The following is a 21,705-nucleotide window of genomic DNA, read 5'->3' on the forward strand; positions in this document are numbered from 1 at the left end:
GGCACCACCTTGAACACGCTGCTGGTGGTGGCCGGCCGCCGGTGGACGATCGAGGAATGCTTCCAGACCGCGAAGAACGAATGCGGCCTGGACCACTACCAGGTCCGCAAGTACCACGCCTGGTACCGGCACATCACCCTGGCCATGGCGGCACACGCCTACCTGGCGACGGCCCGTGCGCAGGAGCTCAAAAAGGGGGCTCACGATCCGCTGACCAGTGCCTTGTCCCACTGAGCCTGCCCGAGATCCGCCGCCTGACCGCCCACCTCACCGCACGCCTCCTGCCCTCACTCGCCCAAGTCCTGCACTGGTCCCACTGGCGGCGACGAGCACAACACCGAGCCCGCGTCAGCCACTACAAACGACGAGGCCACAGCCCCTGACTGAACCCTCGTCACTACAAGCACGGTTGCAGTACTAGCCCAGCTGGCCGCCCGGTGGGACGGATCGCCGTCGAGTTGCTGAAAGTAGTGGGCAGAAATCTCGCCTGCTGGGACCAGCCGGGCGTGTCGTGCGACTGACTCCTGCCTTGTCGCGGATGAACGGACGTCCGGGGACAGGGGACAATGCAGGACATGGATGACGCGTTCACACTCCTTCAGCGGGCCGTCGACCTGCTGTCTGAGGACGCCGTAGCACAGAACGGGCAGACGGTTGGGGATGTTCGCGAGGACATCGGGCGCCAGGAGTGGGAGATGGTGCTCGGCGTTCTCATCGAGATCGGGGACGTCCACCCCGTGTCGGTGGACTTCTGGGAACTCCTCGCCGAGGCCGCTCGCCAGATGATGCTCGACCGCAGCCGCAGTTGGTGCGAGTGGCGAGCCTGGGAGGTCCAGCACGGCACTGTCCGGGTGACCTTGAGCCTGGCGGGTGGGGAGGAGGGCCGACGCCGGACTGCCTTTTCCGGAGACGGTCGGCTCCGACCGATGTGGGACATCGGCAACCGCACCGTCGGCGGGGAACGAGAGCTGAGCATCGCAAGGTTGTGGGTGGAGTATGCGGAGAAGCTCGGCCCGGGAGAGACGGCCGATGCTCGGCTGGCGCCTCTGAGACCAGAGCAGTGGAGGCATCTGAAGTGCGGTGATGTGATCACCATGCACGAAGCTCGACCTATTGTCGGCACGGCCACGGTGATCGAGGTCTTGCCGCCGCGCGCCTGAGCCCATCGCGTCGCCCCAGACGCGCCGCGAGCGACGGACGGTTGTCAGCCGCAGCCAGGACTCGGGGCAGCCGGCCCGCGCTGGTGCGGAAATGTCTTCCACGTCGCCGTCAGCGTGACGTTGATCCGCCTGTGGCCCCCGTTATGGACCTCGCGTCCCAACTCAGCCGGCTTCCAGGGCGTCTGCCCGCCTTGTCAGGTCCGCCGCGACGCGATCCCAGTCCGGTCCGTGCAGCCACAAGTTCTCGGCAGCCTCGCGCATCAGCGCTGGCTCATCAGGTCGCTGCAGGAGCACCAACCGGTAGGACAGGTTGCGGACCCAGACTGGCAAACGACCGTCGACCACGTGTGGGCAGAGCTCCCGGAGCATGGCGAGGATCGAATCGGCGTCAGCGAAAGTCAGTTCTTCGACGAAGTAGTGCTCCCGGTGGTCGAGGTCGCACTCAGGCGTCGGTCCGAACTCGTCTCCGTAGAGACACCGGGCGTGCTCCGTCAAGGTGCTGTGCATGTCCTGGAGCCTATGACGCCTTGTTCTGCGGGAACGAAGCTTGGGCCTGTCGCGACGATCAGGTGCCCCAGTGGTATTTTGACCCGAAATCACGGGAGGGGTGAGTAGGCGGGTGGACAGAGACCGGCGGCATGCAGCTGTCGTGGTACTCCGCGAGCTCGGGCGAAGCCACGATTACCGTGACCGGGCGGATGCCGGTCACGGCCTGGCAGGCTTCGCCGAGATGCAGGAGGCCCTCGGGCCACTGCTGGAGCTCGTGCTCGACGCAGGTGACACCTTCGTCACCCGGGTGACCGCGGAAGCCGTGCTGCGGCGAAAGGACAGGATCGGGTTGGCGGTAGTCGCCTCCGCTCTGGCAGTCGCCGACTCGAATCACAGCGATTGGATCCACACCGCGCTTCACGATGTGTTCAGCATCTTCTCCGAGGACCGGGACAACGCGATGCAGTTGTGCGAGGAGATGTTGCGGGACACTGACGACCGCGTTGCCCTGGGGGCTCGTCAGATGCACGAGGCCCTGGCTGAGATCGACCCCGTTCTTCGCCCCATGTAGCCCGGGGTGGACACTGCCGTGAGAGCGCAGGTGCTCGAATCTCCATCCTGGCATCCTGCCGGGCCCAGCTCCATGAGCGATTCCGTCGGCTGTCGCGTCGGCGCTCAGCGTTCTGGTTCGGCGCTGGTTCGTCCGGCGTCGCGACGGAAGTCGGGCATGCCGAGGTGGACGGTGGACGGCTGGGCTGCACGGTCGCGCATGGTCTCCAGCTTCTGGGCGGCGGCGGCCAGGGTGGTCTCGATGGCGGCGACTTCGCCGAGCCAGCCCTGGTCTTTGGCCTCCTGGAGGCGGTCGATGAGGTTGGCGTGGATCTCCTGGAGGCGAGGCATCTGGGCCGGGTCCACGAGAAGTGGGGGACACCTGACACAGGCGTTTTCATGCTGGCACGGGGTCGCGTAGTCGCGGCCGCAGGTCCCCAGAGCGACCTTGCGGAGTTCGAAGTGGGCCAGGAACTCGTCCCACTCGGTGGCGGTGAGCTCGCGGTACTCCTCGCTGGGCCGCTCGGTTCTGCGGCGGGCGATGAAGGCCCGGTGATGGGAAATCACGTCCTCCGGGTAGATCGCGGCATACCCCATGGTCGTGTCCAAAGTGGCATGGCCGCAGATCTTCGCGGCGATGTGCGGGGGCAGTCCGGAGCGGATGGCGTCGGTCACGAAGATCCTTCTGAAGTCGTGGGGGCGCCATTCGAGCGGGTCGCCGGCCACGGTGATCTGGGCGGACTGCGAAGTCGCGACCAGGCACTCGCGGATGTGACTGCGGGTCAGCGGCCGGTCCTCGGTGCCGTACCGGCGTTGGAACAGGAACGGCATGGGCGGGCTCCATGTCTGCTCGAACACGTCGTAGGCCGACACCAGCGGCAGCGCGACGTTCCCGGCCCGGACCCGGAAGATGACCGCGGTCAGCACCTCCGCCAGCTCCGGAGAGACCAGCAGCAGGCGCTCCGAGTCGGTCTTGGACGGGGCAACCTGCAGCATCGGCACCACCTCGCCGGTGGTGGGCAGTGTGTAGGCGATGAAGCTGTGGTGGGTGAGCTCCAGCATCTCCTCGATCCGGATACCGGTGTGCCGCAGCACCTCCACCGTTGCCCAGGACCAGAACGCCGCCTCCTCCTCGTGCGTCAGGTTCCGCCGCCTGCTGGCGGTCACCTCAGTGGCATAGACGCGGCCGGCCTGCCCGGACCGGCAGCGCTCGAACTCCTCCCCCGCAATGAGGAACCGTCCACCGGCCGGTGTCGCGCGAGCTGCGGTAATGCGAGCCTCGGCGTCCTTGCGCTGCCGGTCGACGGCGCGAAGCAGGGTGGGCAGCAACGGCAGTTGGGTCCTGGTCCGCTGGTCCATCCGGGACTTCACCCTGGACCTGGACTTCTTCGTCGCGCACTCACTCGCCTTGATCGGACACGGTGCCACCCAGGGCGCCCACCGCGCCGGATCGTCTGCCGCCCAGCGGGCGATGTCCTGGTAGAACGCCCGGACGAACACCAGCTCGCTGCGGAAGTTCACCCGCGGACGCACCGGGTGGCCCTGGGCGTCACGAATGTGGGCCAGACGTTCTTTCCACGCCTGCGCGACCTCCGGCGCCAGTCGCAGCGAGTCGATGCCCGGATGGTGGATTTCCAAGTCGCGCCAGAACAACCGGCATAGATTGCGGGCGAGGGAACGCAGTGAGACGTGGTCGAGCTCGGGAGCCCGCTCGGTGAAGTACTCGACCAGCAGATCGCGGACGGCCTGGCACTCGATGCCGTACCCGTCGACGATCTGCTCGACGCTGCGACGGCCCTCGATCCGAAGCACCCGCAGCCGCGGTGGTGCACTGACCGGGAGCACGCCGGTCTCCTTGAGTAGGGCGTAGAAAAGCGGCCGGCCCGCGCTGCCGCGGAAGTGGTGTTCCTCCAGCGCGGCTGTCAGCTCGATGCAGTCGCCGACGGTGATGTCGCTGACCAGTCCGCCCTTGCGGATCACGATCCAGGTGAGCTTGTTCAGGGCATCGGACCTGGCCGCGGCTGTCGCGTGTTGAGCCAGTTGGTCGAGCCGCTGGAAGACGTCGGGGTCGCTGGCGGCCCGGGTCTCGGTGAGCATCACTGTCAGGCGTTGCCGCAGCAGCCACAGATAGCTGGGGCGGATCGCCTGCCCGGCGACCAGGAGAGCCAGTCCCGTGGCCAGTTCATCGCGCAGGTGGCGCTTGGTTGCGCCGCGTCCCTTCAGGGGCAAATCGGTCCACTCAAAGCCGGCGGTGTCCGCTCCGCTGGCCATCCAGCGGTCCTGCCAGGTCTCTCCCGGCTGACCTTCGAGCCAGTCCAGCGCCTTACTCAGGCCCCGCCGCCGTGCCTTGTCACGGGTGAGGCCCGCACTGGGGTCGGTGAACAATCCCAGCAGCCGTTTGACCAGGCTCTCCCGGCTCTGACGGGTCTGCCACCAGCTCGCTTCGCACACTCGTGGTTCCCACTCCAGAGGCTTGTCCTCCTCCGGCGACTCGACGGGCGTGGGGACAGCGGCCTGCGCGATCGGATTCACCGGCAAGTCCCGTGGGCAGTCGATGTGCCGAACAGTGCTGCCAGCACTTCCGGGCGGTAGCCGGACGCCGGCGGGGCCGGCGGCTTGGCCAGCTCGGTGCGCTGCCGTTCATGGTGGGCCAGGACGTGAGCGACGACCTCGTCGGGAGTGGGAGCGATATAAATCTCCGTGGTGGTGATGTGGGCATGCCCCAGGACCCATTGCACGTCGGCGAGGGTCAGATTCGGATCGCGGACCATCCTCTTGGCCGCGCTGTGCCTCAGGTCGTGCAGAGTCCAGTTCGCGCCGAGCAGCTGGTTGGCACGGGTGAAGACCATCCGGGCCGCGTCGTACTCCAGCGGACGAAAGGGCCGACGAAGCGTCCACCACAACGGCTCCGACGGGCCCTTGGGAACCATGCTGCGGAGTTCCTGCTGGTAGAGCCGCAACCACACGAACGCGTCCGCAGAGGCAGGAAGGTGCTGGAGGGTCTGGCTGCCCTTGCGGACCACGCCGATCGTTTGGTCCTCGGGCGCGACCAGGCCCTGCTCGACGCCGAGCAGCTCAGAGGCGCGGGCGCCGGTGGAGACGTAGAACGCGACCAGGGCCCTGTCCCGGTTGCACTTCAACGCGGCGAACAGGTCATTGAATGCCTGGTCAGGAATGATCCGCGGGGTTGGCTTGGGTTCCTTGGGCTGATACGTCCCCCGGCGGGCTGGGCGCCGGAACGGCTGCATCGGATTGTGGTGGGCATTCGGGCTCCCCTCCTCAGCCGCCCCGCCCTGGGGAAACGGGTTGATCAGCGGTCGGCCGTGCGTCTCACGGTGGTACTCGTAGAAGGACCGGATCACCGCGCGAGCGTGCCGCCTGGTCCGAGCGGCATAGTTCTCGCCAGGCGCGGCCTTCCCCGTAATCGGGTTCACCGAGCCCGGCGCGGGCGCATCGGGACGGCGCTGCCGCGGCGGCTTCTTCGTGGTCTTCAGCCACAGTGCGAAGTCACGGGCCTCGACCCGGCTCGCGAGATACCAGGGCACCTCCACCGCGCGTAAGAACCGGACCCACGCCAACAGCTCGTACGCGTAGGACCGCAACGACGCCGGACTTGCATCGTCGGCGAGCATGTGATGCAGAAACTCACTGACCGCTGCCACCTCGGTGCCATCGGCGTCCACGAGCCGGAACGGCCGCAGCGGGTCACCGCTCGTCTCGACACGGCCGACCCGCGCCACCGTCAACGCCGCCACATCCCGGACCGTCCTGCTGTGCTCTGGCATCCATACCTCCACGGGGCATACGTGCTCGACGACACGCGATCAGACCAGATCCGCCCCGACACACGCAGTTACCACGAAGCTCCAGCAGCAGCTACAACCCCCTTGCGGTCACTATGCGTTGACCTCAGCACGAGCCCAGGACGCGTCCAACCTAGTTCGGTCAACGGGACGTTTTCATGCTGGCAAGGAGTCCCGTAAGGCCGGTCGCAGGTGCCGAGTGCGACCTTGCGCAGGCTGAAAGTGGTCACGGAAGTCCTGCCACTCGGTGTCGCTGGGCTCGCGGTACTCCTCGCTGGGACGGTGCGTTCGGCGCTGGTCGACGAATTGTCGGTAGTGGCGGATCACTTCCTCGGGATAGACAGCGACGTAAGCCTGAGTGGTGTTGAGATCGAGATGGCCAAGGAGCTTCGCGGCAATGTGGATCGGCAGGCCGCCGTTGACCGTCTCTGTCGAGAAGATTCTGCGGAAGTCGTGCGGCGTGAACCTCAGCGGTGTCCCGTCGACGTCGACGATGCCGGCCCGCAGCGCAAGCTCGGTGAGGAACTCGCGGATCGGTTGGGGGAGATGACCTGCAGCCGGTGCTGGGAAGGACATTGGAACAGGTGCGGCATCGGTGGGCCGAAGACCCGCTCGTAGCTGTCGTACCGAGTCAGCAGCGGCACTCGCTCGCCGGCGCCCTTGATGCGGCGAATGATCCGGGCGAGCACCGCGACCAGGTCCGGGTCGGCGGGGATGACGCGCTCACGGGTCGGTCTTGGACGGGCTGATCTGCAGCAGCGGCACCGTCTCCCCAGTCGGCGCCTGGTACTGACGCAGACTCAGGTGGGTGAGTTCCAGCAATTCCTCGATCCTGGCCCCGGTGCGTCGCAGAACCTCGATGCTCGCCCAGGTCCAGAACGCCTTGTTCTCCTCGCATTCGGCATCGAACCGCGGCCCCGGTTCACCGACGGGGGCGAGGAACAGCGCGGTGGGACGCCAACGGCTGCCGTCCCTGCCAGTGCGTCGATACTGCGAGCCCTCAACGGTGAACTCCTCACCAGGCTTCGCGGAGCGGGCTGCCTGCAGCAGCAGCGTGGCACGTTGCAGCCGGGCCTCGGCAGCGCGGACGAGCTGCGGCAGGACGGGGACCAGGGTGCGGGTTCGCTGCTGCATCCGCGCCTGCCGGTGCCGGGTCTCCTTGATGTAGCCGCGGATGTCGGCCTCGCTGATCGGGCAGGGTGCCGCCCAGGCCGCCCAGCGGGCACGGACGGCCAGGAACACAGCGTGGGCGGTGCGGCGCGGTCGCCCGTCGGGCAGGACCCGGACGCGTTGCTTCCACGCCTGGGCGACCTCGTCAGGCAGGTTGAGCGAGGAGATCGTGGGGTGGTGGCGTTGCAGGTCGCCCCAGAACAGGTCGGCCAGCATCTGGGCTTGGTTGACCAGGGAGCCGTAGTCCAGGATGGCTGATCGCTCGGCAAGGTAGTGGACGAGCACGTCGCGGACCGCGCCGTTGGCAATCGGATGGCGGTCGATCAGCTCGGCGGGGGTGAGCTGGCCGCGGGCCTGGGCCTCACGCAGGGTCGGTGGCGAGTCCTTCAGACCGCCGACGGCATGAAGGATGTCGTAGGCGAGGGGCAGGCCCGTCACTGTGCGACCGTCGTCCCGACGGGCCCGGGCGTAGTCGGTGAGGTCCTCCAGATCAAAGGCCAGCAGGTCCTTGCCAGTGACGATGCTCATGCGGGTGAGCACGTTCAGGGCTTCGGTCGCGTGCTCGTCGCAGCGCTGTCCGCCACCTCGCTGCTTGAGTTCGGCAAACAGCGCCGGCTGGTTGTGCCGACGGTAGGCGTCGTAGACGCCCAGGAGGCGGCTGCCGAAGAGCCAGCCGTAGGAGGGCCGGATCGCCTGGAGGACGATCAAGGTGCCCAGACCAGCAGTGAACCGCGACCGGGTGCCCGCGCTGAGCCCCTGCGGTCCCCAGCCGGAGCCCAGGTCGTCGGACCCGCTCAGCAGCCATCGGTCCTGCCAGGTGTCGGCGGGGAATCCCTCCAGCCAGTCGAAGATGCGGGTCAGTGAGAGTTGCTGGCGCCACAGGTTGCGGACGGTCGGCTCGCTCAGCAGGCTCTCGGCCAGGCGGGCCAGTTCATCGCGATGCGCCGTCTCCCGTCCTCTGCCACAGGTCGTGTTCCTCGGTTCAGGCAGCGCGACGGTGAGGTGGGCGGGGTCGCGTGGGCTGACCGGCGTGCGGGCGACGCGCCCGTGCCGGGTCATCAGCGGTTCCCGAAAACGTCGGCGAGGTCGTCTGGGTCATACGTCCAGCCGGTCAGCGGCCGCGGCTTGGGGCGCGTGTAGTGCTCGTGGACCTTGGCGATCACCTCGTCGATCCTGGGCCTCAGGTAAGTGCTGGTCGTGGTGATGCGCCGGTGGCGCATCACGTGCTGGGCGTCGACCAGGGTGATGGCCGGGTCTTCGATCAGGCGCAGACACAGGGTGTGCCGCAGGTCGTGCAGCGTGATGTTCGCCCCGATCCGGGCGTTGATCCGGTTGAGCACCGCTCGCAGGGCCGTGTAGGTCAGCGGGCGCGTCGGTCCGCGCAGGGTCCACCACACCGGCTCGTTGGGGGCGGGCCGGTGACCGTCCTGGGCCAGCTCACCGAGGTAGAGGGCCAGCCAGGCGAAGGCTTCCGGGGAGGCCGGGCATGCTTCCTTCGCCCCGCCCAGGCCCTTGGTTTGCACGTAGATCCGGCCCTCACCCGGGTGGACATCGCCGATCGTCATGCCCTGCATCTCGGCGGCCCGTGCGCCACTGGACAAGAACATGGAGAACAGTGCCCGGTTGCGGTGGCAGCCAAGCGAGGTGAACAGGTCCTCGACGACATCGTCGGGGACCGCCCGGGGCTCGCGGTCGACCTTCTTCTGCCGGTAGGCGCCCCGACGGTGCAGCCGGAAAGGCTCCAGCGGGTTGTGATGCGCCTCCAACCGGCGCCCGTCACGGGACTGCGGTGGTACCGGGGAAACTAGCGGACCCTGCCCGGTCTGCAGATGGTGGTCGTAGAACGCCGACAGCACCAACACCGCATGGTTGATGGTCGCCGGGGCATAGCCCGACTTCAGGTACGGCTTGCCGGTGCGCGCGTTCAGCGACCCCGGCACGGGTGCGTCCGGGTGACGCCTGTCCCGCGCCGGGTTGTGGCATGTGCGGAGCCAGAGGACGAAGTCGCGTACGTCCACGCGCCTCGCACGGCTCCATTCGACGTCCACTGCGGCGAGGAACCGGAACCAGCGCAGCAGGTCAAAGGCATAGGACCGGCAGGAAGCCGGAGTGTTGCCGCAAGCCAGCAGCTCCCGAAGAAACTCGCTTGCCGGTGTGATCGGCCGCCCGGCGCCATCGAGCACCACCCAGGGCAGCGTGGCGGCAGTGGTCGCCTCCACGCCGCCGACCCGTGTCACCACCAGGCCCGACACTTCGCGTTCGGGTATCACTACACCGTGATCCATCGCATCTCCGTCTCATCGGGCACATCCCGAACGGAGACTCCTCGCCCTCACCAAGCCGACACGTAGGACACGCCGATAGTGCGGTCAACGGGTCGGTGGACGGCCTTGCCCGAGTACGAGAGGCGGAGGGAGAACAAGTAGCAGGTCACCAGCTCGCCGGCCAGGCGCACGGTGACGTCGCCGAAGTCGACCTCTGCCTCGTGACCCGGCAGGTGGGTCTGCGGCACGAACGCTTCCACCGGGGCCTTACCCGAGGCCACGAGGATCTCCGGCTTCCGATCGGAGACGTAACGCCGGACCATCGGGTAGGACACCTCGGCGCCATGCTCCTCGACGAGCCGGTGGAAGATCCGCGTGGTCGTATGCCTCTGTTTGCGCGGTGCGTCGAGGTCCGTCCGCAGCATCTCGTCGATCACCGGCTTGAACGGATCCAGCGCCGTCCGCCGCGGCGGCAGCTTCTTCCGCGGCTCCGGCCAGACCGAGTCCACGGCCTTCCTGACCGTCCGCCACGACACGTTGTACTTGCGCTCAAGCTCGCGCATCTTCATGCCGGCACGGTGATCACGCCGAATCGCCGCGTACAGCTCGACCTTGGACATCTGCGGCATGACCAGGACCTTTCACCAGGAGCAACCCGATACTGCCCTGGCAAGTACCCCAGTGCTGTCGAAACTCGCTTCTGGCACAGATCTTGGGGAGCCGTCGCGGAGCGTGACATCGCTGTTCGATTGCGAGTGACTGGCTCGTGCGAGACGGCGTACGCCTTGTCACCTGACAGCCGGAAGTGACGCTCCCTCAGGTTCCTTCCATTCCCTGCTGTGGTCGGCTGTGGACGGTGATGGTGCTGGCCATGCCGACCGACGCGCTGTTCTGGGACTCACTGGTGTTCGCGGGGATCAGCGAGGTGGAGGTCGAGGCGGTTACGGCCGCGTTCGGCACGGTCGAGGTGGTGGCGAGAGGCCGTGCGGGCGGCGCCGCATGTCCGGACTGCGGCCGCTTCTCGGGCCGAGTCCACGACCGTTACCAGCGCAGGCTGAGGGACCTTCCACTTGCTGACCAGGGCTTTGTGATCCGGCTGACGGTTCGACGCTTCATCTGCGGGTCTGCGGACTGCCCGCGCCGGACCTTCGCCGAGCCGTTCTCCCGGCTGACTGTCCCGCACGCGCGGTTCACCACGCGGCTCAACCACGCCCTTGGGCAGGTGGGGCTCGCCCTGGCGGGGCGGGCCGGCGCTCGGCTGGCGGCCCAGCTGGGCTTCGGCGCGGGACGGATGACCATACTGCGCAGGGTCATGGCACTGCCCGATCCGCGGTTCAGTACGCCGCGGGTGCTGGGCGTGGACGACTTCGCGATCCGCCGCGGCCAGAGCTACTCCACCGTCTTGACCAGCGTCGAAGACCACCGGGTGGTCGATGTGCTCCCGACCCGGGAAGCCGGGCCGCTGGCCGCCTGGCTGCACCGCCACCCCGGCGTGGAGGTCATCTGCCGGGACCGGGCGGGTGCCTACGCCGAGGGCGCCCGACGCGGAGCCCCCGACGCTCTGCAGGTCGCCGACCGGTTCCATCTGTGGCAGGGCCTCGGCCGGGCCGTGGAAACCTGCGTCGCCGCCCACCGCGACTGCCTGCGCAACCCGATGCCCAGCGGCATGCCGCCGGAAGCCACCGGACGGGCTTCCGCCCGGCCGCAGGACGATTCTTCGCCCATCGGCCGGCGTGCCGAACGGAAGAAGGCCGCACACGCCCTGGTCCACGAGATGCTCGCCCAGGGCCACTCACGCCGGGCGATCGCCCGGCACCTGGGCTGGGGGCTGAACACCGTGCTCCGGTACGCGAACGCCGCACGCTGGCAGGACACCATCCGCGACAACCGCCCCCGGCCCAGCAGGCTGGACCCCTACAAGCCCTACCTGGAGCGACGCTTCGCCGAGGGATGTATCAGCGCCACCCGGCTGCATGGCGAGCTGGTCGCCGAGCGGGCCCCCGTCACCTACGGCATGGTCCGAGCCCACATCGCCACCTTGCGCGGGGCTCCGCCCGCAGCACCGCCGCGGCCGCCGACGGTGCGGCAGGCGACCGGCTGGATCACCCGACATCCCACGGCCCTGACCGAGGAGGACCGGGCCGGTCTGAAGGACGTCCTGGCCCGCTGTCCCGAACTGGACACAGCTGCCGCACACGTCCGCGACTTCGGCGAGATACTCACCGACCGCCTCGGCGCCACGCTCCCCACCTGGATCGACGCAGTCGATGCCAGCCAGCTGCCCGGGCTCACCGGTTTCGCACTCCATCTGCGCCGGGACCTCGACGCCGTGATTGCCGGGCTCACTCTGGACTGGAGCTCGGGCAGTATCGAGGGTGCCGTGAACCGCATCATTCTGTGGAATCAGAATTGTCAAGCTTGCTGTGCTTTGCCCTGGCGGACGTCGAGGATCGGCAGGAGGGTGGCGCCAGCCGGGACGTCGAGCTGTCGAGGTGTTGGTCCGGCCGGGGTGGGGGTGTCGGCGAGCCTGTCGAGGAGGCGGTCGAGCGCGCTCTGGCCGTCGGTGACGGCTGCTTGCTCGTCTTCGGTGAGTGGGATCGAGACGGCCATCTTTTGCAAGTTGCCCTTGGCCTCCAGGAGTTGGGCTCTCGTGGAGTTTTTGGGGGTGTAGAAGTCGCAGCGTGCGCAGGCCATGCGGTGCTGGCACTGTTCGAAGAAGGTGTAGGTGCAGTAGCCGTGGCCGAGGTCGTAGTGCTGCCAGGGCTCGCCGGTCCCAGCGGCGCCGGAGGCGACCGCGTCGCGGTCGACCAGGACCTCGATGGTGCGGACGTTCCGCTCGAAGTAGCCCGCCTCGGAGTACGCCTTGGACAGAGTGTTCGGGGTGATCTTCGCGTAGTACTGGGTGGATTGTGGTGATCGGTGTCCGAGCCAGGCTTGCAGCTCGAACAGCGTCATCGGTTCCTTGGCGTTGTAGAGCTGGCTGGCGATGGTGGACCGGGCTCGGTGGCTGGTGATGTTCCCGCGGACGTCGGCGTCCGGGACTCCGGCCTTGCGGCAGAGCATCGGGATGATCGTGTTGTTGATGTAGCTGGTGGAGACGCGGCGGGCGCGGACGGCGAACAGCAGCTCGACGTGCTCGCCGGTGCGGCGGTCGGTGAACCTCGGCTGGTCGGGGCGGATGGCCTGCCAGGCGTCGATGGCCTGGCCGAGGATCGGATCGACCGGCTTGGTGAAGGCGGTGCCGGTCTTGTGGGTCGGGACATCGAGCAGGCAGACCGCGTCGCGGGCCAGCACCTGCCGCGAGTTGCCCGCGATCGAGTTCCCGTCGTGCTGCCAGCGGACGCAGCCGAGTCTCAACCGAGCGATCTCGTTGCTGCGTTGACCGGAGAACAGCCAGGTCAGCGTGACCGCGCGGACCAGCTCGAAGGGGTAGAAGTGCCCGGAGCGAGTCCGCGGAAGATCCGCGGGATCGAGGTTGAGACCGGCCCACAACAGCTTCGCCCAGACCTCGTCTGCGATCACCCGTGGATCGGGGCCGAGGAGGGCGGTGATGCTGCGAGGGATCGCCAGAGCGCGTAGTGGGTCGAAGCGGCGGGGCAGCCACTCCCATTCCTGGCAGTCCCGGAAGAAGGTCCGCAGTGCCGTGATCTGTCCGGCATTGGTGGGCGCCTCCAGCGGCTTGCCGAGCCGGTCCCCCAGGCCGACCGTGCGCTGGACGTAGTCGCCCACTTTCATCCGGTCCAGTGCCGCGATCCAGGTCGCGCAGGTCTGCCGGGTCCAGTCGGTGGGGTCAGCGGCGTCGGGCTGTTCGGCGGCGATCCACCGGCCGACCCGCAGGAGCGTGGAGCGGACGCTGCCGCGGACACGCGGGGTCAAGGTGGAGGTGTCGTGCCAGCGGTCGGCCCACTGTTCCCAGATCTTGGCGCCGCCGGTGGCCCGCGCCGAGTGACGGCCGGTGCTCGGCAGGGGCGGATCGCAGAAGCCGAGCTCGGCGACCGCCCGCTGCAGAGCGTGCAGGGTGTTGAGCTGGGAGCCCTCCAGCAGACGTTCGCGGCGGACCCGGTCGAACAGCGCAGTGTCTATGTCCTCCAGGTGCGGGCTGCGGTTGAACAGAAACAGCTGGCAGGCGACCGACGGAAGCAGCGTGTCGTCCGCCTGGCCCAGCTGATAGCCCCAGGCGCCAAGGACCGTGCGGACGCGGGCGATCTCGCTGGTGACGCGGTCGCGTCCGAAGATCCGCCAGGACAGCGTGAGGCGTTGGAAGCTGCCGAGCTGGTGGAACTCGTTGAAGGAGCCGAGCAGGTAGGCGTGCGCCGCGAGGTAGGGGCGGACCTCGTCCCCGGCCCAGGCGGGTGCGTGCTGCCGGAATTCAGCCTGGGTGCGGCCGAGTAGACGGGTCCACTCCTGCGTGTCCCAGCCCCAGTAGCTCCGGCCGGTCTGCGCGCTGTGCGTCAGCAGAAGGGCAATCACGTCGAGCATGGCCCGCCGGCGATGCGGAGTGGGCGGCGAGTCGAGTGCGGCGTTGACCGCCTCCAGCGGACCGAGCAGCCGTGCGATCACACGCCAGCCCGATGCGGCCGGGTCGTGGTACTGAAGCCGGCGCAGATTACGGACACCGAGTTCAAGGACGGCCCGTGCCTCCGCAGGGCGGACCGCGACGGCCGTGTCGTAACGGTCCGGGAGGACCGGCCAGGACCAGCGACCATCGGCGTCCTCGGTGACGATGACCAGCGACGATGCCCTCACCGCGAAACCTCCGCCATCGCGCCGGCCGGAGCGGTGAGCATCTGTATGCGCCAGGCATGAATGTGGTCCATGCCGCGGGCCAGCTTGTCGGCCAGGTCCCGGCCGGAGAGGTGGATGTACTGAAGGGTGGAGTCGGTGTGACGGTGTCCGGCGAACGATGCGATCGCGTGCAACTCCCAGCCCATCCGGGCCAGATCCGTCAGACACAGATGCCGGGTGGTATGCGTGGAGAACCGCTCGACACCGGAGGCCAGCGCGAGCTTGCGGACCACCTTCGACCAGGTCCACAGGCTCAGCGGCTGGGCGTGATTGCGCCGCGACTCCGACAGGAACAGCGGCCCGCGGGCCCGGCTGATCGTGGCCCGATGGGCGAGGTAGTCCGACAGCAGCACCCCCGTCGGCGCCGAGTAGGGCACCACCCGCTCCAGCCGGTTCTTTGTCGTTTCCGCCCGTATCCGCAGCGTGCGGTGGGCCGGATCGACGTCGTCGGTCCGCAGCGAGCACAGTTCCTCACGGCGCAGGGCGGCGTCGTAGGCCAGGGCGAGCATCACGCGGTTGCGTACCGGTTCGTGCTTGGCGACCTCCAGGACGCTCAGCCACTGCTGTTCGCCGGGAATCCACGGCAGTTTCGTCAGCCGCGGCACCAGGCCGCGCTGCTGACCGCCGTTGCGTCGGCCGGGGGTGTACCGACCGCGGCCGACAGGGTTGGAATCCCGCAGCCCCTCCTCCATGAGGAAGTCGTAGAACAGGCGGACCGGCACGAGCCGCTGCTGGATCGTCGCGTTCGCCAGCCCCGCCCCCGAGTCGATCGAGATCACGTTCACACCCCGGCGATGCGGTCGCAAGCTCAACTCCCGTACGTAGACAGCGATATGGGAACGGTTCGCGCTGACCGGGTCGACATCCTCCCGTTCGCACATCAGCAGGTACTCGGCCAGTCCCCGGCCGTAGGCGTCGATCGTGCGCGGTGCCCGTCCGAGATCCGTCCAGAACGTCAGCCAGGTCGCCGCCTGCTTGTGCCGGCCGAGCACCGGCCACTTCTCCATGAGTACCGTCGCGCCGCTCAAGCCATCTCCCAAGTCCGTGGTTGCACCGGGGAGACATGATCACCCCGGTAGATTCCACGTAACTTTTAAGAAGATCAAGCGGCAGCTCTACGGTCGGGCCGGATTTGAACTCCTACGCAAGATGATCTTGCTTCAGTAGTGCATCGGCTGGGCGCCGGCTCTCCACCCACCGCGTAGCTGATCAGAGTTCGGTCGTCCAGATTCCGACCGGATGGTCACTCGGAGGCAGCCACAACTGAGGCTGTGACTCGCGATGCCTCTCGTCCGCGCTCTCATCCCAGTGGAAACGGCCCTCGGTATCAGGCCACGCGACTTGCACTACAGGGAGAGGCGGCCGCCGGTAGAAGCCGATGGCCTGCCCGAAGAAGGTCCGGTACCAGCCGCGATCAACCTGCCTGAGCGCGACTCGACGGCCGGTGACAACATCAGAATGGCTCTGGCCGTCTGCCAGTGCTTCGCCTGCGGCGGACTTCTCTCCGAGGGTGTTGAGCATGCGGTGCATGGCATGGACATCGAGCCCGAACATGGCGAGTTCAGGTCCGCCGTGGGTGTGCGCGAGGCCGATCGTGTAAGCGAATCCAGGACCGATCTCGTCTTCGGGAACCATCACGACGTGCCATCCGTGCTGCTGCACATGCTCGATGACCGTCAGATCCATGCGGTCCGCTTCATCCCGGTCGCCGTAGTCATGGCAGATGACACAGCGGCACTGGAACGGATCATCAGTCATGTGCGGAGGGTACGAGGTGAGCCCTTATGTCGAGCCACCGGGGCTTGGACCCTTCTCATTCGAACAGCGCCCTCACCCTCTGCGATGGCTCCCCAAGATCTGTGCCAGAACCCGAAACTCGTGAACATCACCCGACCGTGGATCTGGGTGCCTCCCAAACCCGTGAACAAGTGGCGGCACTACTCGTGAATAAAGCCAGGTGATCAACGGGGTTCTCTACCGGGTGCGGACCGGCGTGCAGTGGCGGGATCTGCCAGCGCGGTTCGGGCCGTGGGAAACGGTCTATAAACGACATCGTCGCTGGTCATCCGATGGGACCTGGCAGATATCGCTGTCCCGCATCCAGGCAGTCGAGGACGCGGCGGGCTGGATCGAGTGGGACGTGTCGGTGGACTCGACAGCAGTACGAGCCCACCAGCACGCCGTCGGCGCGAGGAAGACGTCCCCGGTCGCCGTTCCTCAAAAGGGGGCCGACCGGGGGACGAACCAGGTCGATGAGGCCCTGCGGAAACTGGCCGCCCGCCTACGAGAAACGCGCCTACATCTACCTCGGCACCGTCACACTCGCCGCCCTCGCCATCTGGCTCAGAACATGATCCAAGAAACAGTGCCTAGTGTCGACAGAGCACGGCCCTGTTCTCGGCCTCCGGCTGGGCCCGGAGCCGTGGTGAAGACGATGTTGCCCGGGGCGCCGAAGCGGCCCGGGCCGTATGTTGGGCGCCAGCGCCGAAGCCGTTCGGCTGGTCGCTGGTCTTCGCCGTCTCAGGCTGAGGCAGGCGGAGTGGAGGAGTCGGCGGCGCGGCGGTATTCGGCGTTGATGCGCTGGGCTTCTTCGAGTTGGTCTTCGAGGATGACGATGCGGCAGGCTGCTTCGATCGGTGTCCCGTGGTCGACGAGCTCCCGGGCGCGGGCTGCGATGCGCAGCTGGTAGCGGGAGTAGCGGCGGTGGCCGCCCGCGGAGCGCAGTGGGGTGATGAGGCGGGCTTCGCCGATGGCGCGGAGGAAGCCCTGGGTGGTGCCGAGCATTTCGGCGGCCCGGCCCATGGTGTAGGCGGGATAGTCGTCGTCGTCGAGACGGCCGAAGGAGTCGCCTGCTGTCATGGAACCTCTCTCGTTAAAGCGCTTGAGGGGCCCTGGTGCCGTACGGCACCAGGGCCCCGAAGGAACTGCTACACCATCTGCCGACCCTGATCCTGCGTCGGCCTTCTGTTTCCGTAGACCTGACGGGGACGCTGTCGGGGCTGCGGGGATCGCGGTTGCTTGACCGGAGACCACCTCACTATCGATGTCCTGCGGTACCCGGACTCGAAGACCTCTGTCCGGGCGATCCTGATGGCGCCTGGCTCCTCCGTTCTTTCCTCGGTGATCAACTGCGTATCTTGTGCTGCGAACTGCTCAGTGGCCCGTGAAGGCGCCACCCTTCGGCAGCCAGCCCCGTCGCCCGTCCTGCGTCTTCCCTGGCTTGGAACCCCACTGCCGAGCTTCCCGGTGCGCGCGCCCGCAGCCGACGCCTTCACCGAGGTGCTGCTCACTACTTCACTGCTGGGTACTGCGAACTGCACTTGCGGATACTGCGGTACTGCTCACGACGGCCCCTGATCACTGCGGGCCACCCGGTCCGGTCGCCAGTCCCGTCGCCGTCCTGCAAGAAAACCTGGCTTCGAAACTCCGCCACCGCACCGTCCTGCCAACTGCAACTACGGGTACTGCTGCCTGGCAGTTCGTCTCTGCCGGGCCCTGCTGACTTCCTCGGTTACGAGAGAAACCATACCCACACCGAAGCCCAATGTCTACTCCAGGCAACATAGATTTTCGCGTGTTCGACGATGAGGTAATCGGCCTCGAACAGCGACACCGCAGGCTTGAGGAGCCCCAGGCCGGGCACAAGTACGGCGCAGACAGGACCGAGCGATGGACGATCCGGAAACCGGGGTGGGCTGATGGACAAGATGAGAGTTGACCTCTCGCCCGCCCGCTCCGCGACATCTGTAGCTGCCGCACGCGAGAGCGCCCGTGCCTTCCTCGAAGGGCTCGCAGATCCGATCGCCGCCGAGACAGCCGACACCGTGGTCCTGGTCGTCTCGGAGCTCGTCACCAACGCTCTGCACCACGGTGGCGGCACCCGCACCCTGGACCAGGCCGCTCCCCCGGACAGCATCGAGGTGGCCGTGCACGACCGCAGCCGGCAGGCGCCACGCATGCGCACCCCCGAGCTGAACGGCGGCACCGGAGGCTTCGGCTTACCCGTGGTCAACCACCTCGCCCGCACCAACTCGGTCACCCGCCGGCCGTCCGGCGGCAAGACCGTCAGCGCGCTTCTCGCCCGGTAGCGCCAAGCGCTCCGGAACCGAGATGCGGCGTCTACAACCCACCGGCCCGGCCCACCTGCTGTTCGCGTTCTTACCGGCGATGGCAAAGACCGAGTGAGGGCCGCGCCCGCGAGGTGACCCGAGTGCAGCGCGTCGGCGAGCGCCTCCTCGTCGACCAGGCCGCCCCGCGACACGTTGACGGCCAGGGCGCCGGGCCGCACGCGGCTCAGTACGTCGCCGGAGACCAGGTGACGTGTTTCGGCGGTACGTGGGAGGTGGAGCGAGACGACGTCCGACTCCTCCAGTACCCGGGTCAGTCGCCGACGGTATCTCCGGGACGGAGGTGAAGGGGTAGTAGGCGTGCACCTGAGCGGCCAGGGCGGACCAGGACGCGGCCACGATCCCGCCGATCCGCCCCAGGCGACGAGGTCGGCAAGCCTGGGCGCGTCGTAGGCGATGCGGCCGGCCCAGCCGCCGTCGCGGATCGCCGCGTGACCCTGAGGCAAACGCCTGCTCAGTGCCAGGCCCATGGCGAAGGCGTGGGACGCCACCTCGTCCGTCGAGGCGTCCGGGACGATGGGCACCGGGGTGCCCGCCTCGGCGGCCGCCGTGACGTCGATGTTGTCGTAGCCCATCCCGTAGCGCACGACGGCCTTGCAGTTGCCCAGGGAGGCGAAATCGTCGGCGGTGACCTTCGCGTAGCGGGTGACCATGACGATCCGGGCGTCCGTCATCGCCGAGCTGAAGGACGACTGGTCGGTCGCGGCGACGAAGCCGAGGCCGAACTCCTCGGCCAGTGCCTGCTCCCGTTCCAGGTGGGGGAACTGGCGGGGCGCCACCAAGATGCTGCCGGAGAAGGGGGCTTTCGTCATCGGACGTTTCCTTCGCGACCTGGGTCATCCGTGAGCCTAGGTCGGGCTGATGGGGACGAATGTGTCAAAGTGGGGCACTGGGGCGCGACGGGGTCCCGGGGATGCGAGCCGCACCCGACAGCGTTTTCTGAACGGCGCTGCTGACAGGCGCTGTCAACCCGTGCGTCGCCCGATGCGCTCGTAGGTCGGTGAACCGCGCCGTTTCGGCGCCAGGGCGGTGACCACGCCGACGATGACCATGAGGTGACCGACGGCGGGGGAGGGCGGCCACGACCTCGGTGGGCGCGACGATGAGCAGGTCCACGTTCCGTGTCGCCGTCAGCAGGGCGAATCCGATGGCCAGTGCGGCGACGGCGGGGATGACGAGGGTCTTCCACACGGAGGCGCCCTCCCGGTGGCGCCGGAGGTAGACGATGACGGCGACGCAGGTGAGGGGCGGCATTCAGTGGAACGCCACACCGGAGGTCGCACCGTACAGGTCGGATGCGTCGGTGCCGGAGACGATCAGGCCGAGCATGACCACGAGAAGGACCGGCGCGAGCGCCTCGGTCGACCCCACGGGCCCGGCGGACGCGCCCGGCGTCGGCCACCACAACGCGGCTCGCGCGCTCGGCCATCAGCTCGACGAGCCGGTCGTGTGCCCCGGGCGTCTGTCGATGGACGCTGATCGGGCTCTCCAGCAGTCAGTGTTACGGAGAGCCATGTCGTCCCGGGTGACGCGGACCCTCGACGTGCCGGACCGGCGAGGGCTTCCACGACCGAGATGGGACTCGTGCTGTCCGGCCTCTCCATCGGCTCCACGATCGTGCACCTGTGCTCCGGGCGGCTGGTCTCCCGCTACGGCACCGGAACCGTGACGACGCCGACAACAACGTCCTGAGGTGGCTGGGGTGAGGACGTGGCGCTCCGGCGACCTGTCCGTTGTCCGTAACGCTCGTTCGACGCTCGTTCTGATGGGGTGTCAGGTGCTTTGTCGGGCAGTGCGGACCCTGCCGAGGTGGCGAACATTGTAGGGTCCGGTGGACCGCGTTCGACCCGGCTCCTGGCCGCGGGCAGGGCAGGGCGTCTGAGAGCGGCAAAGTTCCGCCCTTCCCCTCTGCCCGACCGACTCGGTGAGGGCACGCGGCGTCAGACTTTCTCAGGCGCCGGCGAACCCGGGCACCGGGTGCGGTGGTTCCTCCGTGCTTTCCGGCAACCGTCCGGCAGCTCAGGCAGCCCCCAGCTTCCGGATGCGCGGGTGGTTCTCCAGCGCCCACCGCACGGTCTTCGGCGGGCGTCCGAGGAGGGTTTCCAACTGGTCGGTGGTGCCGCGGTAGCCTCCGCCGCCCATCAGCCGCGTCAGGGTCTTCAGGTGCTCCGCGGTGTGCGGGGACGCGGCCAGGGCGGTGTCCACGTAGGTCGCGTTCCAGGTCTCGATGTCTTCGGGAACGTAGGTGACCGGGCGTCCCAGCACGGCCGCGTAGTCCTCCGCGAAGCCGTACATGTCCTTCAGTTCCGGACCGTTGAGCTCGTAGGACGTGGAGATGTGCGGCGCCGGATCGGCCAGGATCTTCACGCACACCTCCGCCACGTCATAACCGGCGATGGGCGCGAGCTGATGGTCGCCGAAGGGCAGACGCAGTTCACCCCGGCTCAGCGGCTCCAGTGCCAGCCAGGTCATCAGGGGGTTCTCGACGAACATGGCCGCCCGGATGTTGACGGTCGGGAGTCCGGACCAGTCCAGCACCTGCTCGGCGACCCAGTGGGCCCGCTGCTGCGGCGACCACTGGGTGACGAGTCCGCCGAGCCACGAACGCCGTTCTTCCTCCGGTGCGGTCATCTTCTCGAACGTCATGAACGACTGTTCGTACTCGGACATGTTGACGAAGACCTCGATGTCGCCCTTGGTCCGCGCCGCCGCGGCCATCAGGCTGACGGCGTCGGTGTAGTACGGCGACAGGCTCATGCTGAAGTAGATGCGCCGGACGCCCTTCAGCGCGGCGCTCACGTCGGCGATGTCGAGCAGGTCACCGACGAAGACCTCGGCCCCGGCCCGCCGGAGCGACCGGGCGCGTTCGTCGTCCTGGCGCACGAACGCGCGTACCGGGTGCCCTTGTTCAAGCAGCATGCCGACCATCGTGGGGCTCACACCACCGATTTCGCCGGCGGCACCGGTGATCAGGATGGGATTGCGCTCTGACATCGATATGTCCTCTGTCTGGTGGGGGTTATCTGTTCAGCAAGCCCAGGACGCGGTCGCTGACCGCCTTGGGCTGCTTGGGGTCCGGGAGCCCTGTACGGGGCAGTCGGTCCGCCGCGAGGCGTTCTGCGACAGGGCGCCCAGGCCGTCGCTCAGCGCGGCGGCAGGCAGGGGTCCGATCGGACTCCTGGCCCGTGGAGGGCTTCCCGGACCGGACAGTGCCGGCCAGGCGGACCCTGCGGAGCGTCATCGGTCCGTGGGGCGGTCGAGGCGGGTGAGGAAGTCGAGGAGGGCGGCGTTCACCTCGGTGGGACGCTCCTGCTGTGTCCAGTGCCCGCAGCCCGGCAGCACCACCGCGTCGTGCAGT

18 protein-coding genes and 2 pseudogenes are annotated in these 21,705 nt (G+C 67.9%); 7 read left to right on the forward strand and 13 right to left on the reverse strand.

The annotated features are described in order from the left end of the window. Both ACIQ7D_RS36745 and ACIQ7D_RS36750 read left to right on the forward strand, forming a co-directional pair. Nucleotides 1-234 (forward strand): transposase (locus tag ACIQ7D_RS36745; protein WP_403945491.1); only part of this gene is annotated, 234 nt, incomplete at its 5' end. Between the two features lie 341 nt (nucleotides 235-575). Next, nucleotides 576-1,160 carry a hypothetical protein gene (locus tag ACIQ7D_RS36750; protein WP_403945494.1) on the forward strand — a complete coding sequence of 195 codons (585 nt, stop codon included), beginning with the start codon at nucleotides 576-578 and terminating at the stop codon, nucleotides 1,158-1,160. 162 nt (nucleotides 1,161-1,322) lie between these two features. On the opposite strand, the gene ACIQ7D_RS36755 is transcribed toward ACIQ7D_RS36750, so the two are convergent. Then, complete coding sequence (locus tag ACIQ7D_RS36755) at nucleotides 1,323-1,667, reverse strand: hypothetical protein (RefSeq protein ID WP_403945496.1); 345 nt, start codon at nucleotides 1,665-1,667, stop codon at nucleotides 1,323-1,325. A gap of 142 nt (nucleotides 1,668-1,809) precedes the next feature. Between ACIQ7D_RS36755 and ACIQ7D_RS36760 the strand changes: the two genes are divergently transcribed. Further along, on the forward strand, nucleotides 1,810-2,220 hold the full coding sequence (locus ACIQ7D_RS36760; protein ID WP_403945498.1) for a hypothetical protein: 411 nt from the start codon (nucleotides 1,810-1,812) through the stop codon (nucleotides 2,218-2,220). A 104-nt stretch (nucleotides 2,221-2,324) separates the two neighbouring features. Here ACIQ7D_RS36760 and ACIQ7D_RS36765 read toward each other — a convergent pair whose 3' ends face one another. The 6 genes from ACIQ7D_RS36765 to ACIQ7D_RS36790 form a co-directional block, all read right to left on the reverse strand. After that, nucleotides 2,325-4,730 carry a tyrosine-type recombinase/integrase gene (locus ACIQ7D_RS36765; RefSeq protein WP_403945500.1) on the reverse strand — a complete coding sequence of 802 codons (2,406 nt, stop codon included), beginning with the start codon at nucleotides 4,728-4,730 and terminating at the stop codon, nucleotides 2,325-2,327. Further along, nucleotides 4,727-5,983 carry a tyrosine-type recombinase/integrase gene (locus ACIQ7D_RS36770; protein ID WP_403945502.1) on the reverse strand — a complete coding sequence of 419 codons (1,257 nt, stop codon included), beginning with the start codon at nucleotides 5,981-5,983 and terminating at the stop codon, nucleotides 4,727-4,729. Before ACIQ7D_RS36770 ends, ACIQ7D_RS36765 begins: the two co-directional genes overlap by 4 nt. Before the next feature lie 174 nt (nucleotides 5,984-6,157). Then, nucleotides 6,158-6,577, reverse strand: a complete 420-nt coding sequence (locus ACIQ7D_RS36775) for a tyrosine-type recombinase/integrase (RefSeq protein WP_403945505.1) — start codon at nucleotides 6,575-6,577, stop codon at nucleotides 6,158-6,160. Nucleotides 6,578-6,724: 147 nt separating this feature from the next. Continuing rightward, nucleotides 6,725-8,230 carry a hypothetical protein gene (locus ACIQ7D_RS36780; RefSeq protein WP_403945507.1) on the reverse strand — a complete coding sequence of 502 codons (1,506 nt, stop codon included), beginning with the start codon at nucleotides 8,228-8,230 and terminating at the stop codon, nucleotides 6,725-6,727. Continuing rightward, a complete protein-coding gene (locus ACIQ7D_RS36785) occupies nucleotides 8,230-9,441 on the reverse strand; it encodes a tyrosine-type recombinase/integrase (protein ID WP_403945509.1) in 1,212 nt (403 codons plus the stop codon). Before ACIQ7D_RS36785 ends, ACIQ7D_RS36780 begins: the two co-directional genes overlap by 1 nt. Before the next feature lie 62 nt (nucleotides 9,442-9,503). Continuing rightward, complete coding sequence (locus tag ACIQ7D_RS36790) at nucleotides 9,504-10,064, reverse strand: hypothetical protein (RefSeq protein ID WP_403945510.1); 561 nt, start codon at nucleotides 10,062-10,064, stop codon at nucleotides 9,504-9,506. 242 nt (nucleotides 10,065-10,306) lie between these two features. On the opposite strand from ACIQ7D_RS36790, the gene ACIQ7D_RS36795 reads away from it, so the two are divergent. Then, the gene (locus tag ACIQ7D_RS36795; RefSeq protein ID WP_403945512.1) at nucleotides 10,307-12,106 is read left to right on the forward strand and encodes an ISL3 family transposase; all 1,800 of its coding nucleotides are present in this window, start codon (nucleotides 10,307-10,309) and stop codon (nucleotides 12,104-12,106) included. A gap of 221 nt (nucleotides 12,107-12,327) precedes the next feature. On the opposite strand, the pseudogene ACIQ7D_RS36800 reads toward ACIQ7D_RS36795, so the two are convergent. The 3 genes and pseudogenes from ACIQ7D_RS36800 to ACIQ7D_RS36810 all read right to left on the reverse strand — a co-directional run. Continuing rightward, nucleotides 12,328-13,914: pseudogene (locus ACIQ7D_RS36800) on the reverse strand (tyrosine-type recombinase/integrase); the annotation flags it as partial. A gap of 263 nt (nucleotides 13,915-14,177) precedes the next feature. After that, a complete protein-coding gene (locus ACIQ7D_RS36805) occupies nucleotides 14,178-15,248 on the reverse strand; it encodes a tyrosine-type recombinase/integrase (protein ID WP_403945514.1) in 1,071 nt (356 codons plus the stop codon). 181 nt (nucleotides 15,249-15,429) lie between these two features. Next, nucleotides 15,430-15,978 (reverse strand): DUF4262 domain-containing protein, encoded by a 549-nt coding sequence (locus tag ACIQ7D_RS36810; RefSeq protein WP_403945516.1) that lies wholly within the window; start codon nucleotides 15,976-15,978, stop codon nucleotides 15,430-15,432. A gap of 217 nt (nucleotides 15,979-16,195) precedes the next feature. Between ACIQ7D_RS36810 and ACIQ7D_RS36815 the strand changes: the two are divergent. After that, nucleotides 16,196-16,301 (forward strand): annotated as a pseudogene (locus tag ACIQ7D_RS36815) (transposase); the annotation flags it as partial. 439 nt (nucleotides 16,302-16,740) lie between these two features. Here ACIQ7D_RS36815 and ACIQ7D_RS36820 read toward each other — a convergent pair. Further along, a complete protein-coding gene (locus ACIQ7D_RS36820; protein ID WP_403945518.1) occupies nucleotides 16,741-17,079 on the reverse strand; it encodes a MerR family transcriptional regulator in 339 nt (112 codons plus the stop codon). A gap of 839 nt (nucleotides 17,080-17,918) precedes the next feature. Between ACIQ7D_RS36820 and ACIQ7D_RS36825 the strand changes: the two genes are divergently transcribed. Continuing rightward, complete coding sequence (locus tag ACIQ7D_RS36825; RefSeq protein ID WP_403945520.1) at nucleotides 17,919-18,308, forward strand: ATP-binding protein; 390 nt, start codon at nucleotides 17,919-17,921, stop codon at nucleotides 18,306-18,308. A 690-nt stretch (nucleotides 18,309-18,998) separates the two neighbouring features. Further along, entirely contained in the window at nucleotides 18,999-19,193 is a 195-nt protein-coding gene (locus ACIQ7D_RS36830; protein WP_403945524.1) for a hypothetical protein, read from the forward strand. Nucleotides 19,194-20,366: 1,173 nt separating this feature from the next. Here the strand turns inward: ACIQ7D_RS36830 and ACIQ7D_RS36835 are convergent. Continuing rightward, nucleotides 20,367-21,341, reverse strand: coding sequence for an NmrA family NAD(P)-binding protein (locus ACIQ7D_RS36835; protein ID WP_403945526.1), 975 nt, complete (start codon nucleotides 21,339-21,341; stop codon nucleotides 20,367-20,369). 243 nt (nucleotides 21,342-21,584) lie between these two features. Continuing rightward, on the reverse strand, nucleotides 21,585-21,705 hold a 121-nt coding region (locus ACIQ7D_RS36840), incomplete at its 5' end, for an alpha/beta fold hydrolase (RefSeq protein WP_403945528.1).

The organism is Streptomyces sp. NPDC096310 (assembly GCF_044763125.1).
Classification (GTDB): domain Bacteria; phylum Actinomycetota; class Actinomycetes; order Streptomycetales; family Streptomycetaceae; genus Streptomyces.

Coding starts and splice junctions, on each gene's coding strand:
- ACIQ7D_RS36810 (WP_403945516.1), bottom strand. CDS start 15,978: ATGACTGATGATCCGTTCCAGTGCCGCTGTGTCATCTGCCATGACTAC.
- ACIQ7D_RS36780 (WP_403945507.1), bottom strand. CDS start 8,230: ATGACCCGGCACGGGCGCGTCGCCCGCACGCCGGTCAGCCCACGCGAC.
- ACIQ7D_RS36770 (WP_403945502.1), bottom strand. CDS start 5,983: ATGCCAGAGCACAGCAGGACGGTCCGGGATGTGGCGGCGTTGACGGTG.
- ACIQ7D_RS36795 (WP_403945512.1), top strand. CDS start 10,307: ATGCCGACCGACGCGCTGTTCTGGGACTCACTGGTGTTCGCGGGGATC.
- ACIQ7D_RS36755 (WP_403945496.1), bottom strand. CDS start 1,667: ATGCACAGCACCTTGACGGAGCACGCCCGGTGTCTCTACGGAGACGAG.
- ACIQ7D_RS36820 (WP_403945518.1), bottom strand. CDS start 17,079: ATGACAGCAGGCGACTCCTTCGGCCGTCTCGACGACGACGACTATCCC.
- ACIQ7D_RS36825 (WP_403945520.1), top strand. CDS start 17,919: ATGGACAAGATGAGAGTTGACCTCTCGCCCGCCCGCTCCGCGACATCT.
- ACIQ7D_RS36790 (WP_403945510.1), bottom strand. CDS start 10,064: ATGCCGCAGATGTCCAAGGTCGAGCTGTACGCGGCGATTCGGCGTGAT.
- ACIQ7D_RS36835 (WP_403945526.1), bottom strand. CDS start 21,341: ATGTCAGAGCGCAATCCCATCCTGATCACCGGTGCCGCCGGCGAAATC.
- ACIQ7D_RS36830 (WP_403945524.1), top strand. CDS start 18,999: ATGACGATCCGGGCGTCCGTCATCGCCGAGCTGAAGGACGACTGGTCG.
- ACIQ7D_RS36750 (WP_403945494.1), top strand. CDS start 576: ATGGATGACGCGTTCACACTCCTTCAGCGGGCCGTCGACCTGCTGTCT.
- ACIQ7D_RS36775 (WP_403945505.1), bottom strand. CDS start 6,577: ATGTCCTTCCCAGCACCGGCTGCAGGTCATCTCCCCCAACCGATCCGC.